The sequence below is a fragment of the Alteromonas portus genome (assembly GCF_005117025.1).
Lineage (GTDB): Bacteria > Pseudomonadota > Gammaproteobacteria > Enterobacterales > Alteromonadaceae > Alteromonas > Alteromonas portus.
On record NZ_SWCO01000011.1, the window covers coordinates 80061 to 101086 of the forward strand.

Annotated in this window: 24 protein-coding genes; 13 read left to right on the forward strand and 11 right to left on the reverse strand. The window is 45.1% G+C overall.

Annotation, left to right across the window (positions count from 1 at the left end; genetic code table 11):
• Positions 1-94 precede the first annotated feature (94 nt).
• Positions 95-523, reverse strand: coding sequence for a MerC domain-containing protein (locus E5672_RS18125; protein ID WP_136783561.1), 429 nt, complete (start codon positions 521-523; stop codon positions 95-97).
• Between the two features lie 155 nt (positions 524-678).
• The gene (locus E5672_RS18130) at positions 679-1587 is read right to left on the reverse strand and encodes a divergent polysaccharide deacetylase family protein (RefSeq protein ID WP_136783563.1); all 909 of its coding nucleotides are present in this window, start codon (positions 1585-1587) and stop codon (positions 679-681) included.
• A gap of 253 nt (positions 1588-1840) precedes the next feature.
• Here E5672_RS18130 and E5672_RS18135 point away from each other — a divergent pair, with 253 nt between their 5' ends.
• Positions 1841-2179: a hypothetical protein gene (locus E5672_RS18135; protein ID WP_136783565.1), complete on the forward strand. Its 339-nt coding sequence runs from the start codon at positions 1841-1843 to the stop codon at positions 2177-2179.
• 22 nt (positions 2180-2201) lie between these two features.
• Here E5672_RS18135 and E5672_RS18140 read toward each other — a convergent pair whose 3' ends face one another.
• Complete coding sequence (locus E5672_RS18140) at positions 2202-3365, reverse strand: murein hydrolase activator EnvC family protein (RefSeq protein WP_136783567.1); 1164 nt, start codon at positions 3363-3365, stop codon at positions 2202-2204.
• Positions 3366-3631: 266 nt separating this feature from the next.
• On the opposite strand from E5672_RS18140, the gene E5672_RS18145 reads away from it, so the two are divergent.
• The 4 genes from E5672_RS18145 to gpsA all read left to right on the forward strand — a co-directional run bounded on the left by E5672_RS18145 (position 3632) and on the right by gpsA (position 5929).
• Positions 3632-4057 (forward strand): rhodanese-like domain-containing protein, encoded by a 426-nt coding sequence (locus E5672_RS18145; RefSeq protein ID WP_136783569.1) that lies wholly within the window; start codon positions 3632-3634, stop codon positions 4055-4057.
• Positions 4058-4069: 12 nt separating this feature from the next.
• A complete protein-coding gene (gene grxC / locus E5672_RS18150) occupies positions 4070-4330 on the forward strand; it encodes a glutaredoxin 3 (protein ID WP_014948069.1) in 261 nt (86 codons plus the stop codon).
• A gap of 62 nt (positions 4331-4392) precedes the next feature.
• Positions 4393-4902 (forward strand): protein-export chaperone SecB, encoded by a 510-nt coding sequence (gene secB / locus E5672_RS18155; RefSeq protein ID WP_012517046.1) that lies wholly within the window; start codon positions 4393-4395, stop codon positions 4900-4902.
• Between the two features lie 10 nt (positions 4903-4912).
• Positions 4913-5929: an NAD(P)H-dependent glycerol-3-phosphate dehydrogenase gene (gpsA, locus tag E5672_RS18160; RefSeq protein WP_136783571.1), complete on the forward strand. Its 1017-nt coding sequence runs from the start codon at positions 4913-4915 to the stop codon at positions 5927-5929.
• 34 nt (positions 5930-5963) lie between these two features.
• On the opposite strand, the gene E5672_RS18165 is transcribed toward gpsA, so the two are convergent.
• The 5 genes from E5672_RS18165 to E5672_RS18185 all read right to left on the reverse strand — a co-directional run bounded on the left by E5672_RS18165 (position 5964) and on the right by E5672_RS18185 (position 10290).
• Entirely contained in the window at positions 5964-6356 is a 393-nt protein-coding gene (locus E5672_RS18165; protein WP_136783573.1) for a DUF6515 family protein, read from the reverse strand.
• A 171-nt stretch (positions 6357-6527) separates the two neighbouring features.
• On the reverse strand, positions 6528-6992 hold the full coding sequence (trmL, locus tag E5672_RS18170) for a tRNA (uridine(34)/cytosine(34)/5-carboxymethylaminomethyluridine(34)-2'-O)-methyltransferase TrmL (RefSeq protein WP_136783575.1): 465 nt from the start codon (positions 6990-6992) through the stop codon (positions 6528-6530).
• Positions 6993-7144: 152 nt separating this feature from the next.
• Positions 7145-8122 (reverse strand): alpha/beta fold hydrolase, encoded by a 978-nt coding sequence (locus E5672_RS18175; RefSeq protein WP_136783577.1) that lies wholly within the window; start codon positions 8120-8122, stop codon positions 7145-7147.
• 66 nt (positions 8123-8188) lie between these two features.
• Positions 8189-9505 (reverse strand): ATP-binding protein, encoded by a 1317-nt coding sequence (locus E5672_RS18180; protein ID WP_240692278.1) that lies wholly within the window; start codon positions 9503-9505, stop codon positions 8189-8191.
• Positions 9506-9546: 41 nt separating this feature from the next.
• Complete coding sequence (locus tag E5672_RS18185) at positions 9547-10290, reverse strand: response regulator transcription factor (RefSeq protein WP_136783580.1); 744 nt, start codon at positions 10288-10290, stop codon at positions 9547-9549.
• A gap of 210 nt (positions 10291-10500) precedes the next feature.
• On the opposite strand from E5672_RS18185, the gene E5672_RS18190 reads away from it, so the two are divergent.
• On the forward strand, positions 10501-11331 hold the full coding sequence (locus E5672_RS18190; protein ID WP_136783582.1) for a Spy/CpxP family protein refolding chaperone: 831 nt from the start codon (positions 10501-10503) through the stop codon (positions 11329-11331).
• A gap of 51 nt (positions 11332-11382) precedes the next feature.
• On the opposite strand, the gene E5672_RS18195 is transcribed toward E5672_RS18190, so the two are convergent.
• A complete protein-coding gene (locus E5672_RS18195; protein ID WP_136783584.1) occupies positions 11383-12603 on the reverse strand; it encodes a flagellar assembly protein T N-terminal domain-containing protein in 1221 nt (406 codons plus the stop codon).
• A 13-nt stretch (positions 12604-12616) separates the two neighbouring features.
• Positions 12617-13366 (reverse strand): flagellar basal body L-ring protein FlgH, encoded by a 750-nt coding sequence (locus E5672_RS18200; RefSeq protein ID WP_136783586.1) that lies wholly within the window; start codon positions 13364-13366, stop codon positions 12617-12619.
• Between the two features lie 161 nt (positions 13367-13527).
• Here E5672_RS18200 and E5672_RS18205 point away from each other — a divergent pair, with 161 nt between their 5' ends.
• Complete coding sequence (locus E5672_RS18205; RefSeq protein WP_136783588.1) at positions 13528-14457, forward strand: hypothetical protein; 930 nt, start codon at positions 13528-13530, stop codon at positions 14455-14457.
• 31 nt (positions 14458-14488) lie between these two features.
• Here the strand turns inward: E5672_RS18205 and E5672_RS18210 are convergent, their stop codons facing one another.
• Positions 14489-14899, reverse strand: a complete 411-nt coding sequence (locus tag E5672_RS18210; protein ID WP_136783590.1) for a methylglyoxal synthase — start codon at positions 14897-14899, stop codon at positions 14489-14491.
• A 437-nt stretch (positions 14900-15336) separates the two neighbouring features.
• Between E5672_RS18210 and E5672_RS20100 the strand changes: the two genes are divergently transcribed.
• The 6 genes from E5672_RS20100 (at position 15337) to argH (ending at position 21019) form a co-directional block, all read left to right on the forward strand.
• Positions 15337-15462 carry a hypothetical protein gene (locus tag E5672_RS20100; protein ID WP_276606295.1) on the forward strand — a complete coding sequence of 42 codons (126 nt, stop codon included), beginning with the start codon at positions 15337-15339 and terminating at the stop codon, positions 15460-15462.
• 108 nt (positions 15463-15570) lie between these two features.
• Positions 15571-16584 (forward strand): N-acetyl-gamma-glutamyl-phosphate reductase, encoded by a 1014-nt coding sequence (gene argC / locus E5672_RS18215; protein WP_136783592.1) that lies wholly within the window; start codon positions 15571-15573, stop codon positions 16582-16584.
• Entirely contained in the window at positions 16581-17426 is an 846-nt protein-coding gene (argB, locus tag E5672_RS18220; RefSeq protein WP_101563373.1) for an acetylglutamate kinase, read from the forward strand. Before argC ends, argB begins: the two co-directional genes overlap by 4 nt.
• Positions 17423-18334 carry an ornithine carbamoyltransferase gene (locus E5672_RS18225; RefSeq protein ID WP_136783593.1) on the forward strand — a complete coding sequence of 304 codons (912 nt, stop codon included), beginning with the start codon at positions 17423-17425 and terminating at the stop codon, positions 18332-18334. The genes argB and E5672_RS18225 overlap by 4 nt, the downstream gene beginning before the upstream one ends.
• A 37-nt stretch (positions 18335-18371) precedes the next feature.
• A complete protein-coding gene (locus tag E5672_RS18230) occupies positions 18372-19583 on the forward strand; it encodes an argininosuccinate synthase (protein ID WP_101563371.1) in 1212 nt (403 codons plus the stop codon).
• 53 nt (positions 19584-19636) lie between these two features.
• Positions 19637-21019: an argininosuccinate lyase gene (gene argH, locus E5672_RS18235; protein WP_136783595.1), complete on the forward strand. Its 1383-nt coding sequence runs from the start codon at positions 19637-19639 to the stop codon at positions 21017-21019.
• Positions 21020-21026 lie beyond the last annotated feature (7 nt).

Sequence of the window (21026 nt, forward strand, 5' to 3'; positions counted from 1 at the left end):
TCTGTAGAACAGACATCTGACCCGCATTCATAAATACAAAAAAACGAGCCGTTGGCTCGTTTTTTTTAAACTACTTTTCTTAGGATACGTTTTTCTACTTAAACTCAGTAGAGAGGTGGTCTGAAAACACCGTATTTTTGCAGCACTTACATTGCCGACATAAACGCATATTGACCCAGTGGCCCGCCACAATTAGCCCCGCACCTATCGCGATAGTAAAGGGCTCGTAATGATGCCCAAAAATGTCTTTATGCCAATAAATTGCACCGCCAGTGAACAACAGTGCCAGTGGATAGTATTTGCCATGATAGCGAATTGCACCGCTCAGCAAAGCAACCGCACCCACAATTAACGAAAAAGTTAGAATAGTTCTTTCAAACCACACTTGTGCAAAAATGCTAGAACCAATAAGCGGCAACAGAGGCACCAAAACAGGCAGCGCGAGGCAATGCAACGCACACAAGCTCGACACCCAGATGCCAAGTTTGTCTAGTTTTGTTGGATTCTCGTCAATTGGAGTCATTACCCTAATTACCACCGTGCAAAATTATATTCGCGAACCATTCGCCAGAGACGTTATATTATAACAGACTCGCAGAAATGAGAAACGTTCCCACATTAAATTTTGATCTTATCGAGATGAAAATGAACTAACTAAGTAGAAATGTGGCAAGAATGCTACTCGTTTGGTGCAGTCTCTAAGCGTTCAGCAAAGCCATCTTCAGTTAGAGTATGCGTTAGTCCTATGCTTTGCAGAGCACTTGTGCTGCTCGTGTCTGCGTTATTATCTTTAACATCTGCATCATTGCGCCAAGCAGTTTGTTCTCGCGCTTTGCCAAACTGCTTGGCCACTTTGGGCGCATGTGAAAAATAGTCAGCTACGGAGGTAAGGGTTAAACCTTCTTTTTCAAGTGAGGGAAGATGCGTTTTCAGAAAATCGACCGTTTCTGGGTGGGGGTGGCCAATCACAACAACGTGGCCGTTCTTTTTAGCGATATGTTTCATCTGGTTAAATTGCTTGAGCAAAAACGTAGGCTCAAGCTTATGGTCCAGAAACACCTGCCGGCTTGCGCTAGGCACACCTAACCGCTCGGCAATTTCTTCACCTTTTGTGAGTACAGTGGTTCGACTATCCACAAAAAATAAACCTTGCCGTTTTACTTCTTTCAAGAGCGCTTCCATTCCTTTCTGCTGCCCTGTGAATGCGCTCCCCATATGGTTATTCACACCCACTGCGTTGGGCACGCTTTTCATCGCTTTGCGCAAATTGTAAGTAATAGCACCTGCGAACATATCTGTGGTTAGTCCCAGCGGCCCCATTTCCTTACCGTTTTGCGCTTGCATTGGCATATGAAGCATAACAGCTCTGCCTTCTTGTTCAGCGCGATAGGCAATTTCAGAAGCCAGTGGCGTTTGTGGAAGTATAGAAAAGGTAATTTCTTTAGGAAGAGAAAAAGCAGCGATATCGGACGGCCTGTACCCCAGGTCATCTAATATTATGATTATGTCTGACTTTGCTTTTGCTTGGAGGCTAATTAGCCCGCATAAAACAAAGATTATACAAGGCATTAGCAGACGCAAAAGCATCTAAATCACATCCGTTTTTCATCATTATTATTAAGCGCGTTTTGTGAATAACTTCACTTTAATGTTTAGCATACCAACAACGAAAGGACTTTCAATAAAACTTCGGCTTTTTTATCGGCCACTTGCGCACGCAGTTAGCAAGCCCACTTTGTAAAGCTTGGTAAATATTGCGTAAACCTAGCACTATTCACTAAAAATATTTTTAGCAGGACGATACTTTATTACCACATCACTTCTTATTTAAGGTTTCGCAATGATTTCAGGTATCAATGATTCTTCAGCAACACAGCAACTAAGACCGAACACCCCACCTCCTCCGCCAAAGGGTCAGCAAGCATCATTGACCGATGAGCAAACACAGGCACTTCAGTCGATTTTAGAGCAATATGACGCAGACTCATTAACCAGTGAAGACGCGACATCAATTGTTGAGCAGTTGAAAAGCGAAGGCATCGAGCCAGGCAAGGCATTAGAGAGTGCACTTAGCAGCGCGGGCTTTGACGCAAAAGAAATTGGTGAACTTGCAGGCTTAGGTGAAGGCAAGCCTCAACGCCCTTTGCCAGATACAGCCACGTTTGAAGTCACAGCCTAAACGTTGTTTTGACGTAGACGAATTAATCCAGCCAAGATTTTGGATTTAGCGCCTTGCCTTTGTGGCGAATTTCAAAGTAAAGATTAGGATATTCCTGACCACCGCTTCGGCCCACAAGTGCAATGCGCTCACCTTCCCTAACATCATCGCCAGCTTGTTTAAGCAATGCTTGGTTATGGCCGTAAACACTCATATAGCCCTCACCATGGTCGATAATGGCAACTAAGCCAAACCCGCGCAACCAATCAGCATACAGCACTTTCCCAGGTGCTATGCTATTTACTGGGTCGCCCTCGGCGCCGTCTATCACAATGCCTTTCCAAGATACTTGTCCTTGACGGCGACTACCAAATAGATGACGTATTCTGCCTTTCACCGGTGCAGCCAGCTTACCTTTGAGTTTAGCAAGACCATTCATACTAAACTCAGCAGCGCGAGCCGCACGTTCGGCAGCAATACGCGCTGCCTCAATCGCTCCTCTTAGTGCCTTTTCGTCGGCTTGCAAAGAGGCAATACGCTGGTTTTCCGATGCTATGGTTTTATTAATCTTTTTAAGTGTTGCTTTGCGATCGTCCTGACGCGTAATAAGTACCGCACGCTGACCTTCTTGCTCGTCTTTAAGTGCAGCAAGTGAAAGGGCTTTGTCACTTAGTTCAGCGTTGACTTCTTCAAGCCTAGCCACATTTCCCCTAAAGCTCTCAATTTCTTTCTGGCGGGCTTTTGCCACATATTGATAGTAGGTAATGACACGTTCAAATGTACGTGCATCTTCTTGATAAAAGAGCATTTTGGCGTAGTCGTAGTGGCCGGCCATAAATGCGCTTTTAAGCTGGCTAGACAATAAAGATTGTTGCTTGCGAATAGCGGCTTTAAGTGCTTCTTGTTCTTCCTCAAGCTTGGCCTGCTCTTGTTCAACATTTTTAAGAGCCTGGCGCGTATTGGCCAAGGCTTTTGCCACTTTTGCAATTTCAAGCTCAGAAGCCTTAAGTACATTATCTAATTCTTGTGCACTGGCTTTATTATTTTCAAGCACTTGCTGCCGAGCGCGTAATTCAGCCTGCAGCTCAGCTAACTTTTCTTTTTGCGCATTAGCGGCGCTATCTTGCGCTACAGCATCGCTTCCAATTGGTACGACAGCCAAAGCTACTATGCACCCAATGATTGAAAGAAATGAACGTGCTGACATAACGTGGGCTTGAGACCTCTAGTATTGCAATGGCGGCTTGCTGTTCGTCCAGCTATATGGCCCCAATGCGATTAATAACAATATCCAGTGTATCTGACGGCTCCTCATATGCCCAGTGCAATTTATCCGTAATATCAATCATCTAAAGTATTTGGTGTTTACGCGATGTCGCCGACTCATCTCTAAGTGAAAGGTAAGCTGGTTTCTCGCCCATTTTTCTATATACTTTGCACTCTTTTCATGGTCTGTAGACAGGGTTAGAGGTAATGGATCAACTAATAGAATTTGCTAGCAACAACATTATTCTTGCTGGTATTTGGGTTGCGCTGATTGCCATGTTGATATTTAGCTATATCAGTGCATGGACATCTTCAGTAAAAGAACTAAGCACGCACGAAGCAACTGTTTTAATGAACAAAGAAGATGCAATTGTGCTAGATACGCGTCCTGCAAAAGAGTTTAAAGCTGGTCACATTTTAGGTGCCAGACAGATTAAACCTGAAGAAGTGCGTGAGAAAAACTTCAAGAAACTTGAAAACAGCAAAGACAAACCCATTATCGTAGTATGCGCTATGGGTAATCAGGCTCGTGGTACAGCAAATGCGATGCTAAAAGATGGCTTCGCGAATGTGAATGTATTAAAAGGCGGAATGAACGCGTGGCAAAGTGCCAGCCTTCCCGTTTCTAAATAACAGGTAACCTTTATGAGCAAAGTAGAACTTTACACCAAGGGGCATTGCCCTTACTGCCACCGTGCAAAAGCACTGTTAACGCAAAAAGGTGTAGAATTTATTGAATACCCAATAGATGTTAAGCCTGAGCTACGCGACGAAATGATTGAGCGCGCAAATGGCGGCTGGACTGTTCCGCAAATTTTCATTGACGATCAGCACGTTGGTGGCTGTGACGATATGATGGCTTTGGAAGCACAAAGCAAACTAAACCCAATGCTGGGTTTAGCGTAAAGCGTCAGCGCATACAGCAACGCACTACATTAAATTAAAACGACAATTAAATAGGAAATACCATGGCTGACGAAAATCAGACAAACAACGGTGAAGCAGCAGGCGCACAAGCGCAACAGGGTGCTCAGTTCAATATTCAGCGTATCTACACAAAAGACATCTCTTTTGAGTCTCCAAACGCACCCGCTATTTTCACTAAAGAGTGGAAGCCTGAAATCAAATTAGACATCGACACTAGCACTAACAAACTAGAAGAAAATGTATTTGAAGTTGTGCTTTCAGTTACCGTAACGGCAACGCTAGGTGAAGAAACAGCGTTCCTTTGCGAAGTACAACAAGCAGGTATCTTTGCTATTGGCGAAATGCCAGATCAAAACAAAGCGCATACGCTAGGCTCATTCTGCCCGAATATGCTTTTCCCATATGCGCGTGAAACTATTTCTAACTTGGTTAACCGAGGCACTTTCCCTCCACTTAACCTAGCACCTGTAAACTTCGACGCTATCTTTGCAGCTTACGTGCAAAAACGTGCACAGCAAGCGCAAGGCGAAGCGCCAAAAATGGACGCCTAACTAGGTGAACATGAAGTCGAATTCGGTTTCAGAGTCTATTTCAGTATTGGGGGCGGGGTCGTACGGCACCGCCCTTGCTTTTTGTCTTGCCAGAAATGGTAACCCAACATTGCTTTGGGGCCGTGATGAAAAGCACATTGCTGAAATGGAAGCGAGCCGAGAAAACAGCCGTTATCTTCCTGGCGCTACTTTTCCAGATGCACTGGTTGTAAATGCCAACTTAGAAGAAGTGGTCGCTGCAAGCCAAGACATTTTGGTGGTTGTCCCTAGCCACGCATTTGCGGCAATGCTTCAAAGCTTAAAGCCATTGCTTAAACCGCATCAACGCATTATCTGGGCGACCAAAGGGTTAGAGCCCAAAACTGGTCGTTTGCTACGCGATGTAGCGGAAGAAATTCTAGGCACGGATTACCCCTTAGCTGTTTTATCAGGGCCCACTTTCGCTAAAGAAATGGTTGCGGGATTACCTACTGCGATTTCATTGTCTTCTACCGACGATACCTTAAGTGACGAATTTGCAGCAAAGCTTCATTGCGCAAAATCTTTCCGTGTATACAAAAACTCAGATTTTACTGGTGTACAGTTGGGTGGCGCGGTTAAAAACGTTATCGCTATAGGCGCGGGCTTAGCCGATGGCCTTGGCTTTGGCGCAAATGCACGTACGGCCCTTATTACCCGAGGATTGGCAGAGCTTACCCGCCTAGGCGTTAAGCTAGGCGCCAACCCTGAGACGTTCATGGGCATGGCAGGCCTTGGCGACTTAGTATTAACCTGTACTGACAATCAATCTCGTAATCGCCGCTTTGGCTTGGCATTGGGTCAAGGCAAAAGTGTGGATGTTGCTATCGAAGAAATTGGGCAGGTGGTTGAAGGCTATCGCAATACTGAAGAGGTGCACGTATTATCTAAGAAAGTAGGCGTAGAAATGCCTATTTGTGAACAGATATACGCTGTGCTCTATCACGGTAAATCACCGAAAGAAGCGGCCTTAGCTTTACTTGGTCGAGACCTAAAAAAAGAAGCGTAATTACATTACGCTTCTTTTTTATTTTACTTAGCAACTAGCGCCCTTCCCTAACCACTACCACTTTTTGGTTGCCTCGGTAGTTGTCATGGTTACGCTTGTTACGCTTCACTTTTTTCACCTTTTTGTAAGGGGAATCAACCACAACATAGCGATTTCCCTGCTTTCGATAATAATGGTTATTCGCAACGTAATAACGGTTGTTATCGACCACTTCAACCCTATGTGCACCTGGCAACACGTTAACGAATAGTCCTATTTCCGGTACTCTAATGGCAACGTCAACCAGTGAGCGAACCGGCTGCGTGATAACAGTTACCGTATTATTTCCACCTTTTTTAGCGTGAGAATGATGACCTGAATGCGCGCTAGCCTGGCCTGCAACCATTAAGCAAACGCCGGTAATAATAGTCAATGTTATACGTTTCATAATGCTACTCCTAACTCATTTGTGCATGTTCACAGGCTATATTAATGAGTGAAGCTGAACGAAAACTGACTCTGACACGCTTTACGCTTTCTTTACAATTGGCATAAAAAAGCCCTGTTAACAGGGCTTTTCTAGATAGAAATTCTTCCGGTGGCTTATATCCGCGCTTTGCTACCTGGCACCTTCGTAGCCAAATTGACGCCAGCTTTCATACACAAATACAGACACAGCATTAGATAGATTCATACTGCGACTGTCTGGCAGCATAGGAATGCGGACGCGCTGCTCTGGAGGAAGCGATTGAATATAATCGTCGGGTAAACCACGGGTTTCAGGGCCAAATATAAGCGCATCGCCTTTTTGATACGAGACATCGCTATGAAACGCTTTTCCTTTGGTTGTGCAGGCAAATACGCGCTTAGGTTTAGCATCTTCAAGGTAGGCATCTAAACTTGCATGGCGCTTAACGTGAGCAAATTCGTGATAATCTAAACCTGCACGTCGAACACGTTTATCGTCCCATTCAAAGCCTAAAGGCTCAATTAGGTGCAACGTAAAGCCGCTATTTGCACATAAACGAATGATATTTCCCGTATTAGGTGGGATTTCTGGCTGATAAAGTACAATATCAAGCATGCTTTTCTAAATTACCTTCACAGTTAACAATCCGTTCATTTTATACCGAAATGCTGAACTTCATCACCCCTGCACGTACTTTTATCAACTATTGCATACAAAACGCGTATTGTTAGGTCAAATAGTAAAAGAAATACTTACCAAAATGGTCTTTAAATATTCTCATCTTCAATCAAAAAGTCGAGAATACGCGCCATGGAACGTTCGCGAATTTCATCAGATTCAGTGAAAAGTTCATGATATGCACGGGGTACAATTTCTAGTATTGCATTAGGCATGAGCTGTGCGACGCGCCGCTGACGCTTATTATCTATTATGGCGTCATCGTCTGCGCTGAGCACCAGCGCTGGCGTAGTGATAGCCCGCGCACTATTTTCAATTCTATTCATTGCCTGATGTGCCGCGGCTAACCACTCAGTCGTTACCCCGCCTAACTGGATATCTTGCTCTTCATCGTATAGCTCGCGAAACAGCGCATAACGGGTTTTACTGTGGGTAAGCTTATTTAGTGAAAAAGGGAATGCTATATACGGGGTTTGACCGAAAAAATACCCAGCGTCTGCTTTTTTCATTCTATTTACGGCCAAGCCGGTACGAATTAAGCCATTCGCTAGCCAATTGGGTAGAGAGGGCTTTATACCAAACATGGGGGAAGCCAGCACCGCTTTAGAAAACAATTTTGGCAAACGCAGTAATGTGAGTGCACCAATGGCACCGCCCATTGAGTGACATATCAACAATAAAGGCCCTTGTTGGAGGGGCTTAACAATAGACTCAACGAAGGCGACGAAATCATCAACATAATCATCAAAATTCGCGACATAACCGTGTTGTGGGTCTTTTGTCATTCTGTCTGACAAGCCTTGCCCTCTATGATCTAAAATAAAAACAGCAAAGCCGTTTTGATAGAGATCGTAAACAAACTCTTTGTACTTTAGGTAAGACTCAATGCGACCAGAGCAAATAACAATGGTGGCTCGCGGCGTTTCAGGAATACAGTAGGCGTAGCGCACCTTTATATTGTCTTTGCCGTCAAACTGGCTTTGTGTGACACACTCCTGCCAGAAAGGATTGATGTGTGAGGCAAAGGTGCTGGCTAAATTATTTTCTGATGTGAACGTCCAGTTCATAAATACCCTATTACAATGAATATGCGCTCTTTGTTAGGCCACAAAGCACCGTCAAAGTATAGGTTACTACTTTGGAAATGACAGAGTTACTCGAAGCCCACCGCGCTCAACAGGTTCAGCTATAATGCGCCCATGATGCAACTCAACTGCGGCTTTTGCAATGGATAAACCTAGACCAACCCCTCCTGATTCTCGCTCTCTGGCAAGGGTAGCGCGGTAAAACGGTGAAAATATGCGTTCACATTCCTCTACAGTCAGGCCATCACCATCATCTGTAATATGGATATACCAATGCTTCGTGTCTTCACTAAACGAAATATGCGTTGAATAATTACTGTGTCGAATAGCGTTGCGCAGAACATTTTCCACGGCGCGACACAGCATCATACTGTCAATGACTACAGCCTTTTTGGGTACATCATCAATGATCAGCTGCTTGTTTTTGTTTGCTGCTTCAAAGTTCGCATCAGTAAAAACATCGTTCAGAACCAATGATAGTACCTGCTTTTCTTTAGTAGCTTCTCCAGACTCTGCACGGCTTAGTGTAAGCAACTGACTCACCAACGCTTCCATTCGATCAGCCTCTCGCTCAACCCTAGACAGCGTTTCAGGGTCTACGTTTTGCTGATGAGCAAGTCCAAGTGCCATTTGTAAACGTGCCAAGGGTGAACGAAGTTCGTGAGATACATCGGCCAACAAACGCTTTTGCGCTCCCCACATTGACTCTAACTGCTCTGCCATTCTATTAAAGTCACGGGACAGTTGACCTAACTCGTCCTGACGGTTAGCTGCCTTGCCTACTCGCGCCTGCCAATCGCCACTGGCTATGCGCTTAACTGAACTTTGGATACGCAATATTGGGTTAGTCAGCGACTTTGCAAACAGCCAGCTTAGTAATGTGGTGGTAATTAGCGCGATCGTTAGAAATAGTAATACAGGAGGACTTTGTTTTTCAGGCATATCGAGCCTTACTGAAAAAAGCGCGAATCGCGAACCATTACGCTCAAAGAAAACCGGCCCCAAGATTTTAAATGCCCCTCGCTTTACCGCAATGGGTGATGTTTGGTTGACCAGTCGAAGTAAATCATCTTTATCATTTTCACGAAGCGGAGGGCCCCCACCCGAAATAAGGCGGTTATCACTTATGTCGACAGCAACCATTCGACCTCTCCCTCCCCGAGAAAAACGGTCAAGAGGCCCGTGCAGCGGTGCATTTTGGAAGCGACTGTTTTGCAAATGTTCCACTACTTGGTTTAAATCAGCAATTTCTCGCGGCTGTATTGGTACAATTTCCAAGTCTTCAAAAAATAATCGGCTGCCCCAAATAGCCAATAAAGCGGTGACAATGAATGTAGCCCAAAACCAAAGAAATAATCGACCCATTATGGCTCGAGTGGGACTTATACTACGTAATAGTTTTACCATTAATGGCTTCCAACAATTAACATATACCCCACACCTCGAATGGTCTTAATCTTTTCATCTACTACAACAGCACCTATTTTTTTACGCAGGTTACTTACGTGCATATCTATACTTCTATCGAAAGCTTGTAGAGGCTTGCCCAAAATCTTTAAGCTTATCTCTTCTTTCGTTACTCGCTGAGCAGCATTAAGCATCAACAGGCGCAAAATTAAAAATTCCGTTGTTGTGAGTGTTAGCTCTACATCGTCCACTTTTGCCAGCTGGCTGCTTGGGCTTAAAAAGATGCCGTTCACAAATAAATCTTGCTCAACGGCTCCACCGGTTGATGATAAATTATGACGGCGAACGATAGCTTTTATCCGCGCTACCAGTTCCCGATGATTGAAAGGCTTAGGCAAATAGTCATCAGCGCCCATCTCAAGACCCAAAATACGGTCATAGTCGTCGCCTCTTGCTGTAAGCATAAGTACTGGCGTGCTGTGGCTTGCCCGAAGCTTTTTCAATACGTCAAACCCATCCATTTTCGGCATCATGACATCAAGCAGTATTAAGTCGTAGTGACGCCCTGAAACCGCTTCAGATAAACCGTCTTCACCATCGTTACGCACTTGCACCTTATACCCCATACCCGATAGGTAAGTAGAAAGCATTTCTGTTAGTTCAAGGTCGTCATCAATAACGAGGATAGACTGCAAGTGAAAATCTGAACTCATGGTATTAAACTCTTTAACTGCTAGATTCATGAAAGTGCCTGCAAACTAGATAAAATTCAACCTACGTTTATATTGTGTCTAGCTTCAAGCCAACGAAAAACACTGACAAACGCATATTATATCTTTTCAGACCTTTACAATCACAAATCGGCATCACCTTTACATAAGCTTTACAGTGCATTGACTGCTTTTTTGGTCTATCGCGCTAGGATTAGCGTGTCCGACAAAAAGGAGACGACAATGAAGAAGTTACTCATTGCTGGTGCAACAGTAGCGGCGATTGGCTTAGGGAGTTTTGCTATAGCTCAGCCAGCAGGTCCTGGCGTGCGTCACCACGAACCGGTTAAAGAAATTGTTAAACATCTTCGCGGCCTGAGCTTAAGCGATGCGCAACGCGAAGAAATAAAAACGCTTGTAAGCGCATTCAAAGACGCTAACCCTCGGCCTGTATTTGGCGACGTGGAAAAGCCTAGCTTTGATTTTGCCTCGGCGACCGAAGCGCAGATCAGTACCTTTATTCAAGATGAAATTGAAAAGCGTAACGCCAAACATTACGCTTTTGCTCAACTGCGCCACGATATCTATAACGTGCTGAGTGAAGATCAAAAGGCGACGATTTTAGCCAGAGAAGCGCAAAGAGAGATAAAAGATAAAACACATCGCGATGCTTTTGCCAATCAAAAGCAACACGGGATGAAGCGCATGGATAGAGAAGGTAAAAATGATAGACGCAAGCCTGATGACTTTTTGTTTGAAGGCATTGAGTTAAGTGATGAACAGATAGCAAGCCTTGCACAGCTTCGAGAGTCATCTAAAGATACGGTAAAAGCAAACAGAAAGGCTTTGCGCAGTTTAAAAGACGCCCAGCGCGATCTCATTCGCAGTCAGTCTTTTTCTAAAGAAAGCTGGGATGCTCTCATTTCTGAATACAGCGATGTCCTTGTGAGTGCTGGCGTCGAAAGAGCCAAACAGCGTCAAGCCATGTTGCAAGTGTTGACGTCTGAACAGCAAGCAAAACTAAAAGCTCTGCATGAAGAAGAACGTAAGCTTCACGAACTATTTAGACCATAGAGCTTGCCCCCATTACCCACCGTAAAAAGTGCTGGCTTAGGCCGGCCTTTTTTATGGCTGATCCTCTGGTTTGACCGATAGCGTAAGCGGCGTTACAAAATCACCTATATGCACGCTATTACTGCCTGACTGTGCTTTAAGTAAGCTCACCTCATCAGCAACCTCATACACTTCTAAAGTGAGGGTATTACTCGAAAACAAACCCGACTTTCTAGCTAAACCTAAGGTGGGAAGCGCCCGTTGTTTTACTAAAGAAAATTTATCCCCCGCGACCAAACCACTGTTCTTACCTAGATCTATAGCGATATAGTCCGGCGAAATATCGATAACCTGTGCGTAGGTCGTTTCGCATTGTAATGCTGCATGAATATCAGTAATGGCAGCATGTACCGTGTTGAGTACCATGCGTCCAAAATCACTTCTCCACAGCAAACTGTTATTAGTATCTACTGAATCGTTTTGTGAAAATGGCCAGTCGGCTTCGCTGTGATAGCTATCATTAAAAATCACCTTTGCTTTAAACGTATCAAGCACGTAAACCTGAACAGTGAAGTTCCTACGGAGCGCAGTACTCTCACTTTCAAATAACGACGTAGCCTCAGACACCTGTTCAAAAAGCGAAATGTCTTTGATAAAGCCAAACACTACAAACTGCTGCCCATATTCACTGCGAAGATATGTGGACATCGCTGTTAAATCGACGTCAGAAAGGCTGGAAGTTAACCATGTATTTGCGTTAATGAGCGACACCGGAATTTGACTTACACTATCGCCGTTATAAAGCCCATTGAGTTGTTGTGTAAAACGTTGTGATACATGACTGCCAAAGGAATAAAGCATACCGGTAGCGGCTTGTTGCGGTGAAGTTAGGGGAAACTCGGTCACGAGTATACGATGCGCGAGTCCATTATTCGTGCAGTTAAATAAAGGGGTAATATTGACGTTCACTACTACAGTAAGTAAGTCGTCTTTAAGGGTTTCACTTATAATTTCTACTCGCTGTATTCTTCCTTGTGAGCGAATTTCCGCTTTACTAGAAAGAAGCAATCCATCTACCGTAATATCTTGCGCTGATATCATACTGCCACTTTGAAAAGCTGCATCTGCGATAGCGTTTTGTATGGCACTGGTTCTTACGTCGCTTAAATCAGCACCAGCAAGTGCCATCGTCGACTCGCCCTGCACCCACTGGGCCAGGGCTTGCTGAATTAAAAGCATTTGTGTGAGTAGAAGTAAGGCCGCAAGAGGTTTGCGCGATCCGCTTTTGTACATGTAATTCTCGTGACTAACCAAAAATTGAAAACAGCTTGCCAATTACCGTAGGCTGCTGATTCTCCTGTAACTCGCCAGTACCGCTATATTCTATTAATGCGTTACCGACTTTTGATGACAATACGGTATTGCTTTCATCCACGTCTTTTTTACGTACCTCCCCAGAAAAGCGAATATATTCCTTACCCCTATTCATGGTTATCCACTTTTCGCCGGTAACGAGTAAGTTTCCAGCGGGCGTTACCCCAGTGACATACACGGTAATGCTGCCGCTCATTGAATTTGACTGTTTGGTTTGAGCAGAACTGGCAAACTCGCTGTCTTGCTCATGTTCCACTTCGACATCATCGCCTTCTACTCGAATACCACCTACTTTCAACGTCACTGGTGCTAAATCGAATGACGTATTTTTGTCGGTATTGAAATCAAGAGACTTCTCAGACTGTGTCTGCTCATCGAGCTTAACTAATATCATGTCACCCACTTTAAAACTGGCATGACGCTCGTAAAGCCCAACAGACTGCTCTGGGTTGAATAAAGAACCCGTTGGAACATACAAAGTTGGCGTTGGCTGCGCTCTAGGTGGCGAGTAACGCGGGTCGCCGGGCTGTGGTTCATCCTCTACCTGTGTAACCGCACGTTGCGAAACATTGGGGTTTGTGGGGCTACTTTGAACCACCTGTTCTTCATCAGTGAGTGTCTGGGCACAACCACCAAGTGTAAAGATTGCGATAAGTGTGTGTATATGGCATCGAACTTTCATGACATTGCTCAGTATTATTGTTTATGCAGTGTGTAATTTAAGTGCCATCCATGACCTAACAGGAGCAAGTTTAAACGAACCAATCTGAAGAAATCTCGTTCACTTGCTCAATTTGCAAAACCTTTACAAATCAACTATATGCCTGCGGGTAAGGGGATGTTATGGCCTTAGAAAACACAACCACCAACACAGTTAATACTGGCTTTAATGCACTGGTTTCAAAGCTTGGTTTACACTCTGGTTTTAATGAAAATGAAACCACAAATTCAACCGTTACTTCCGCAACGACAGCCGGTGAAGCGGCAACAAGCGGCCAATCCTTGCCGTCTTTATTTTCGTCGTTACTCACACTACAGAGTCCAACGAATGAAACAACTAGCGCGACAAATGTTACTGGAGGGAATAATGAAGTAATTGATGCAACGGGCCTTGCAGGAGATGCGCTGTCAACACTGGCAACGGTTAACAACATAGGCGATGCCCTTTCAGATGATGCTATTGTAGCAATGCAAGGTACGCTGTTAACTGCTTTGCAAAACAATGTATTTCAAGCATTAGCCAGTAATAGCGACACTGTTGAAAATACGACAAACACCGTTGTTACTGACAGTGACACCCTTAACGCTGATCAAGATGCCCCCAGCCCAACGCTATTTGATAGCCTCTACACTAATGCGTTTGGTGAAGACGGCCTCAATCTTAAAGACGGGTTTGATGTGCTTAATATTGCCAACCATCTCCCGGTTGTTTCGGATATTTACGAAGCGACAACATCCAATCACACTGCTGCAGCGGCTAGTTTGGCAGGCAGCTTTTTATACGGTGGAATTGGCGGACTAATGTTTAATGCGATAGACCTAGCCGTTGAAAACGTTACCGGGCAAAGTATTTCAAACAACGTGTGGTCCATGGGTCAATCATTATTGTCTACATCGTTGAGCGATATAAGCGCCGATGCTACTGGCACATCGCAGACCGCAGCAGACAATGCTTTAGCCTCTATGTCGATTGAAACTGATGATGTTGCAACGAAAATAGCAGATAAGGCAGCTAATGCTACCTATCAATTCGTTCAGCGAGGCTTATATTAAAAACTCAATCCTGCGCAATACGCATCGCTTCTTAGAAGTTAGGTTTAAGTGGTTTGTAATCAGGCGACAGGAAAAGTGGTGAAGTTATCACTAAATCTGCCGTAGCTGGTGTACAGGCTACCGGTACATTCCATACTGAACATAACCGCAACAGCGCTTTTACATCCGGGTCGTGAGGCGCTGGGTTCAGTGGGTCCCAAAAGAAGAAAAGGGCATCTAGCTTGTTTTCGGCAATCAGCGCGCCTATTTGCTGATCACCTCCAAGTGGGCCACTTTTATAACGTGTAACTTCTAACCCTGTTTCGCTGGCAATTAAGCCACCTGTGGTTCCTGTCCCTACTAAATTACACTGCTTAAGCACGTCAATATGCTGCTTCACCCATGCTAGTAATTCGGGCTTTTTATGATCGTGCGCAACCAGCGCTAAGGTAAGTTTACTCATTTTATCTTCCGAGATTAATGCTAAAAACCTAAGTTCGTAGTTTCCTACGAAAGCCTGTAATTATCTATCTTTAATCACTGGCTTATATCTAATCCGCCAGCTTTTTAATGTATATACTTATCTTGATAGCTTGCTACTAACAGCTTCAATCAAAAATACGTTGGTTACTGCCAACGATACGGCAGCGCAGCAAAAAATGATGCGCAGTGTTTATTGATTGGGCAGAAATATAAATATTCAGTTCTATTGCTTCACTTGTCAACTTACTGTCACAACTATAAATATATTATTAGCTGTCTTATTTAGCGATGAGATGACATAAATATCAGCTAAAATATTTATACATTTTTATTGCATAAAAATTCAAGTTAGATACACTAGCCCACGGTTAAGGCATCCAACTCATAAATTGGGTTGCAACATGATAGGAATTGATGATGACACAACCAACTCGCGTTGTTGGTTCAATCACTGACAACGATAAAGAGTTTACCTCTCCCCTGGCTGGCTACACCTTGCATAGCGCACGACGATGCGTGTGCACATCTATGCTTATTAAGTAGCACACTTTTTACCTTTGTAATGTGGTCGCGGTTAGGCACGGATACACGCCCAACCAGTTTACAAAGGTAAAAAGTGATTTTTTTCTCCTTTTATTGAATTTTTAAATTATGTATAGCGTTTCAATTATTGGTGCCAGTGGTTACACAGGGGCACAACTTGTTCAGTTGGTTATTCAACACCCTAAACTAGTTTTAGCAGGTACTTACGTATCACAGAATAGTAGCGATGCGGGAAAAGGTATTGCAGAACTTCACGGCAATTTGGCTCACGTAGACGCTACGCTCACCCCTATATCCGACGCAGCGCTAGAAGAGATGGCTAATGGCGTCGATTTTATTTTTCTTGCCACACCTCACGAAGCAAGCCACGACTGGATGCCTATCTTGTCCTCAGGCAAAGCCAAAGTACTCGATTTATCAGGTGCCTTCAGACTTAAAGATACCGACGTTTTTGAACAGTTCTACGGCTTCCCCCATACGCAAAAGCAAAGCCTAGCCCAAGCTGTTTACGGCCTTGCCGAATGGCATGAAGCGAAAATTGCCAGTGCTGACGTTATTGCTGTGCCTGGTTGCTACCCCACTGCGAGTCTGAGCGCACTTAAACCACTTGCACATAATAATTTGCTTGATGAAAGCGTACGCCCTGTTATTAATGCCGTTTCGGGTGTTTCCGGTGCTGGTAGAAAAGCTAGCCTAACCACCAGCTACTTTGAAGTGAGCCTTCAGGCATACGGCGTGTTAGGTCATCGTCATACCCCTGAAATTGAAGCCTACTTGGGAACGCCTGTTATCTTTACGCCGCACTTAGGTAATTTTAAGCGTGGGATATTGGCCACAGTGACCGTTAAGGTAAAAGCTGGTACCACCAGCGCGCAACTTGAACAAGCGTACACTGACGCCTATGCTGATAAACCCATTGTGCGTTTGCGCAAGAGTTTTCCAAAAATTGACGACGTTGCTCATACTCCATTTGTTGATCTTCACTGGAAGCTGGACGAAACATCTGGATACGCTGTAGTAACAGCGGCAATAGATAACGTAATGAAAGGCGCTGCTTCTCAAGCCATACAGTGCCTAAACATAATGACGAAACAGCCAGTAGAGACAGGGTTAGTACTATGAGTGTTTCACCAATTGTAATTAAAGTTGGCGGTGCATTACTTGATGATGCGGCGGCAATGACTCGCTTATTTCTAAGCGTAAAAGACGTTCAAGCAACACGCCCGGTTGTGGTAGTACATGGGGGCGGCCCGTTAGTGGAAACACTGATGGCGAGCCTTGGCCTTCAAAGCACAAAAATTGATGGTCTACGTGTTACGCCCGACGAGCACATGCCTTATATCTGCGGTGCGCTAGCGGGCTCTGCTAATAAACAGCTTTGCGCTGCGGCGCTTGCTGCTGGTATTACTCCAGTTGGCTTATCGTTACTAGACGGCAATATGGTGGTGTGCGAGCCACTGGCAGACCAGTATGGCGCCGTTGGCGTGCCATCAACGGCAGACGCTTCGTTTTTAAAAAACGTTTTGGCGCAGTCAACCCTTCCTGTCATTAGCTCAATTGGCTCAAGCCCACAAGGTCGACTGCTGAATGTCAATGCCGACCAAGCGGCTACGGTCATCGCCGAACTTCTTAATGCTGAGCTTTTACTTCTTTCCAATGTTGACGGTGTACTTGACGGTAACAAATTGCTGATTGGCGAACTCAACGCTGCAAGCATATCGAAGTACGCAGATGAAGGCGTGATCACTGACGGAATGAAAGTGAAAGTAGATGCGGCACTAGCGTCTGCAGAGAATTTAGGCCGCGCGGTGTATATCGCGAGCTGGGCTGCCGACATCAACGACATTTTAAATAAAAAAACGGGTACACAAATTCTGCCCGCAGCGCTGACAAATACACAGTCAACAAACGCTGATTTACCCCATACCGACTTTACAAAAGGCAATGCCGGAGAAGTACAATGAAACAGGACCTACTCACCTTTGCAGGCTGGACACCCGACGCAATGAAAAACTTGCTGCAATTGGCTGTAGAAATTAAACAAGCCCCAGCAAGTTACAGCAACGTGCTAGCGGGGAAATCAATTGTTGCCCTGTTTGAAAAGCCGTCATTGCGAACCCGTGTAAGCTTCGATATTGGTATTAACAAGCTTGGCGGCCACATGGTGTATTTAGATGTACAGTCGGGCAAATTAGCCGGCCGTGAAGACGCAGTAGACACCGCTGCTAACCTAGCATGCTGGGCTGACGCCATAGTCGCTCGTGTATTTTCTCACGAGACGCTGGAAACCTTTTCTAAGGCTGCAAATGTGCCTGTTATCAATGCATTGTGCGATAAGTACCACCCGTGCCAAGGCCTTGCTGATTACCTCACTATGTTTGAACGCTTCGGCAAAACCGAAGGTCTTACCATGGCTTATGTGGGCGACGGCAACAATGTAACTCACTCACTATTAATTGTTGGTGCGCTTTTAGGATGCAACCAAGTTGTAGTCACGCCAGAGGGGCACGAAGCGTCACCTGAAATTGTGGCGCAAGCCAAAGCAATTGCCGAGAAAACGGGTGTATCGATTGTTGAAAGCACAGAGCTTAGTGCTGCTAACGGTGCAGACGTTATCTATGCAGATACATGGCTTTCAATGGGTGACGAGACGCCACTTGAAGTGATTAAAGAAAAGTTCATGCCTTATCAGGTGAACGAAGCGTTGATGGAAGCAACCGGTGCTAGCTACGTTATGCACTGCCAACCTGCCCATCGCGATTTAGAAATTACAGGCTCGTTGATTGATAGCGATAAATCGCTATTAATGCAGCAAGCCGAAAATAGAATGCATGGCCAAAACGCCATCCTTACTCAATTACTTAACGCTTAAAAAGACGCCTAAAAAGACGCTTAGAAGGATTATTTAGATGCAAAACGTTAAAAAAATCGTGCTGGCCTATTCAGGCGGGCTTGATACATCAGCCATCATTCCATGGCTTAAAGAAAACTATGGCTGTGAAGTTGTCGCATTTGCAGCAGATGTGGGTCAAGGTGATGAAGAACTAGAAGGTCTTCATGAAAAAGCTATCGCATCTGGCGCAAGCGAATGCCACATTGTTGATTTGAAAGAAGAGTTCGTAAGCGAATATATCTTCCCAACTATCACTACCGGTGCGGTTTACGAAGGTGAATATCTACTGGGTACGTCAATGGCACGTCCGGTTATCGCCAAAGCGCAAGTTGAGATTGCGCGTAAAGTAGGTGCCGACGCACTTTGCCACGGCTGTACGGGTAAAGGTAACGACCAGGTACGCTTTGAAAGTACCTTTGCTGCTCTAGCCCCAGACCTTACGGTAATCGCGCCATGGCGTGAGTGGGACATGGTAAGCCGTGAAGACTTATTAGCTTATCTAGCTGAGCGCAATATTCCAACCACGGCGTCAGCAACAAAAATTTACAGCCGCGATGCAAACGCATGGCACATTTCACACGAAGGTGGCGAGCTTGAAGATCCATGGCAAGAGCCTACCAAGCAAGTGTGGACCATGACCGTTGATCCTGAAGATGCACCAGACACACCTGAGCGCGTAACCCTGTCGTTCAACGAAGGTAAACTGACCCACGTTGATGGTGAAGCACTCTCGCCTTATCAAGCGCTAGTGAAACTTAATACTGTTGCTGCGGCGCATGGTGTTGGACGTATCGACATTGTAGAAAACCGCCTTGTAGGTATGAAGTCTCGTGGCTGTTATGAAACGCCAGGAGGCACCGTACTGCTTAAAGCGTACAAAGCACTAGAAACTATGGTGCTAGATAAAGCTGCGCTTAAATACCGTGAGCAAATTGGTCTTGAGTTCTCACACGTGATGTACGACGGCCGTTGGTTCACCGCCCTTAACGATGCACTATTAGCTGGTGCAGCTTCTTTTGCGAAGAAAGTAACAGGCGATATCGTGGTTAAGCTATACAAAGGCCAAGCTACGGTTACCCAGCGTCAATCGCCGAACAGCCTTTACTCTGAAGACTTTGCCACCTTTGGTGCTGACGATGTTTACGACCAGAAGCACGCTGAAGGCTTTATCCGCCTGTTCAGCCTTTCAAGTCGTATCGAAGCACTGAAAAAACAAGGTGAACAATAAGCTCTACCTACAATAGTAAAGCTTAAGTCAGAACAGCATTTAAGGAGCATCACATGGCGTTGTGGGGTGGCCGGTTTGAATCCGGTGCAAGTAGTATGTTTAAACAGGTTAACGACTCGCTGCCGTTTGACCAAGTTATGGCAAGCCAAGATATTAAAGGCTCTATCAGTTGGTCGCGTGCGCTGCAAAAAGCAGGCGTATTGACCGTTGATGAACAAGCCCAGCTTGAGTCTGCATTGAGCGAGTTAAAAGCGAAAGCTGATGCAGGTGAATTAGACTTTAACGCATCTAGCGAAGAAGACATTCACAGCTTTGTTGAAGCTGCACTTATAGAGAAGCTTGGCGACATTGGTCGTAAGCTTCATACTGGGCGTAGCCGAAACGATCAGGTTGCCACCGACTTTCGCTTGTGGGTACGTGAACATATTGCCTCACTTCGCACTGATGTTTTAGGTGTAATAAAGTCGCTTCTTAATGCCGCTAGCCGTCATCAAGAAGCGATCATCCCAGGTTACACCCACTTACAACGTGCACAGCCTATTCACTTTGCACACTGGTGCTTGGCTTACGTTGAAATGCTAAAGCGTGACTTAAGTCGTTTAGACGACTTGAAAGTCCGTATGAACCAGTGCCCCTTAGGCTCTGGCGCATTGGCAGGCACCACCTTTCCAGTAGACCGTCACGCCATTGCTGAAGAACTGGGCTTTGATTCTCCATGCCTTAACAGCCTAGACGCTGTGTCGGACAGAGACTTTGTGCTAGAGCTTTTATTTGTAGCCAGCACTAGCATGATGCACTTGTCACGTCTTGCCGAAGACATGATTTTTTATAACTCTGGTGAAGCAGGATTCTTACAGCTTGGCGATAGCGTAACCTCTGGTTCATCGCTTATGCCGCAGAAGAAAAACCCTGATGCGCTTGAATTAATGCGCGGCAAATGTGGCCGTGTGTTTGGTTCTTTGCAGGCACTATTGGTTACCATGAAAGGCCTTCCTCTTGCCTACAACAAAGACATGCAAGAAGACAAAGAAGGCGCTATCGATACGGTTAATCAGTGGCATATTTGTTTATGCATTGCCAGCGAAGTGCTTGACTCACTACAGCTAAACGAAGAGCGCTGTCGCATTGCAGCAACCCAAGGGTTCTCTAACGCCACTGAGCTTGCCGATTATCTGGTAGGTAAAGGTGTGCCGTTTAGAACAGGTCACGATATTGCAGGACGCGTTGTGCTTCAAGCCATCGATAAAGGCTGCGCTATTGAAGATTTACCACTTAGCGACATGCAGGCTATTTGCGACAAAATTGAGGACGACGTATACCCGGTACTACAGCTAGAGTACGGCGTGAATCAACGCAATATCTTGGGCGGCACCAGCAAAGAAACCGTGACGAAAGCACTGTATCAAGAGCTGGAAGACTTGGATAAGCAAGGGTAGCGACAAG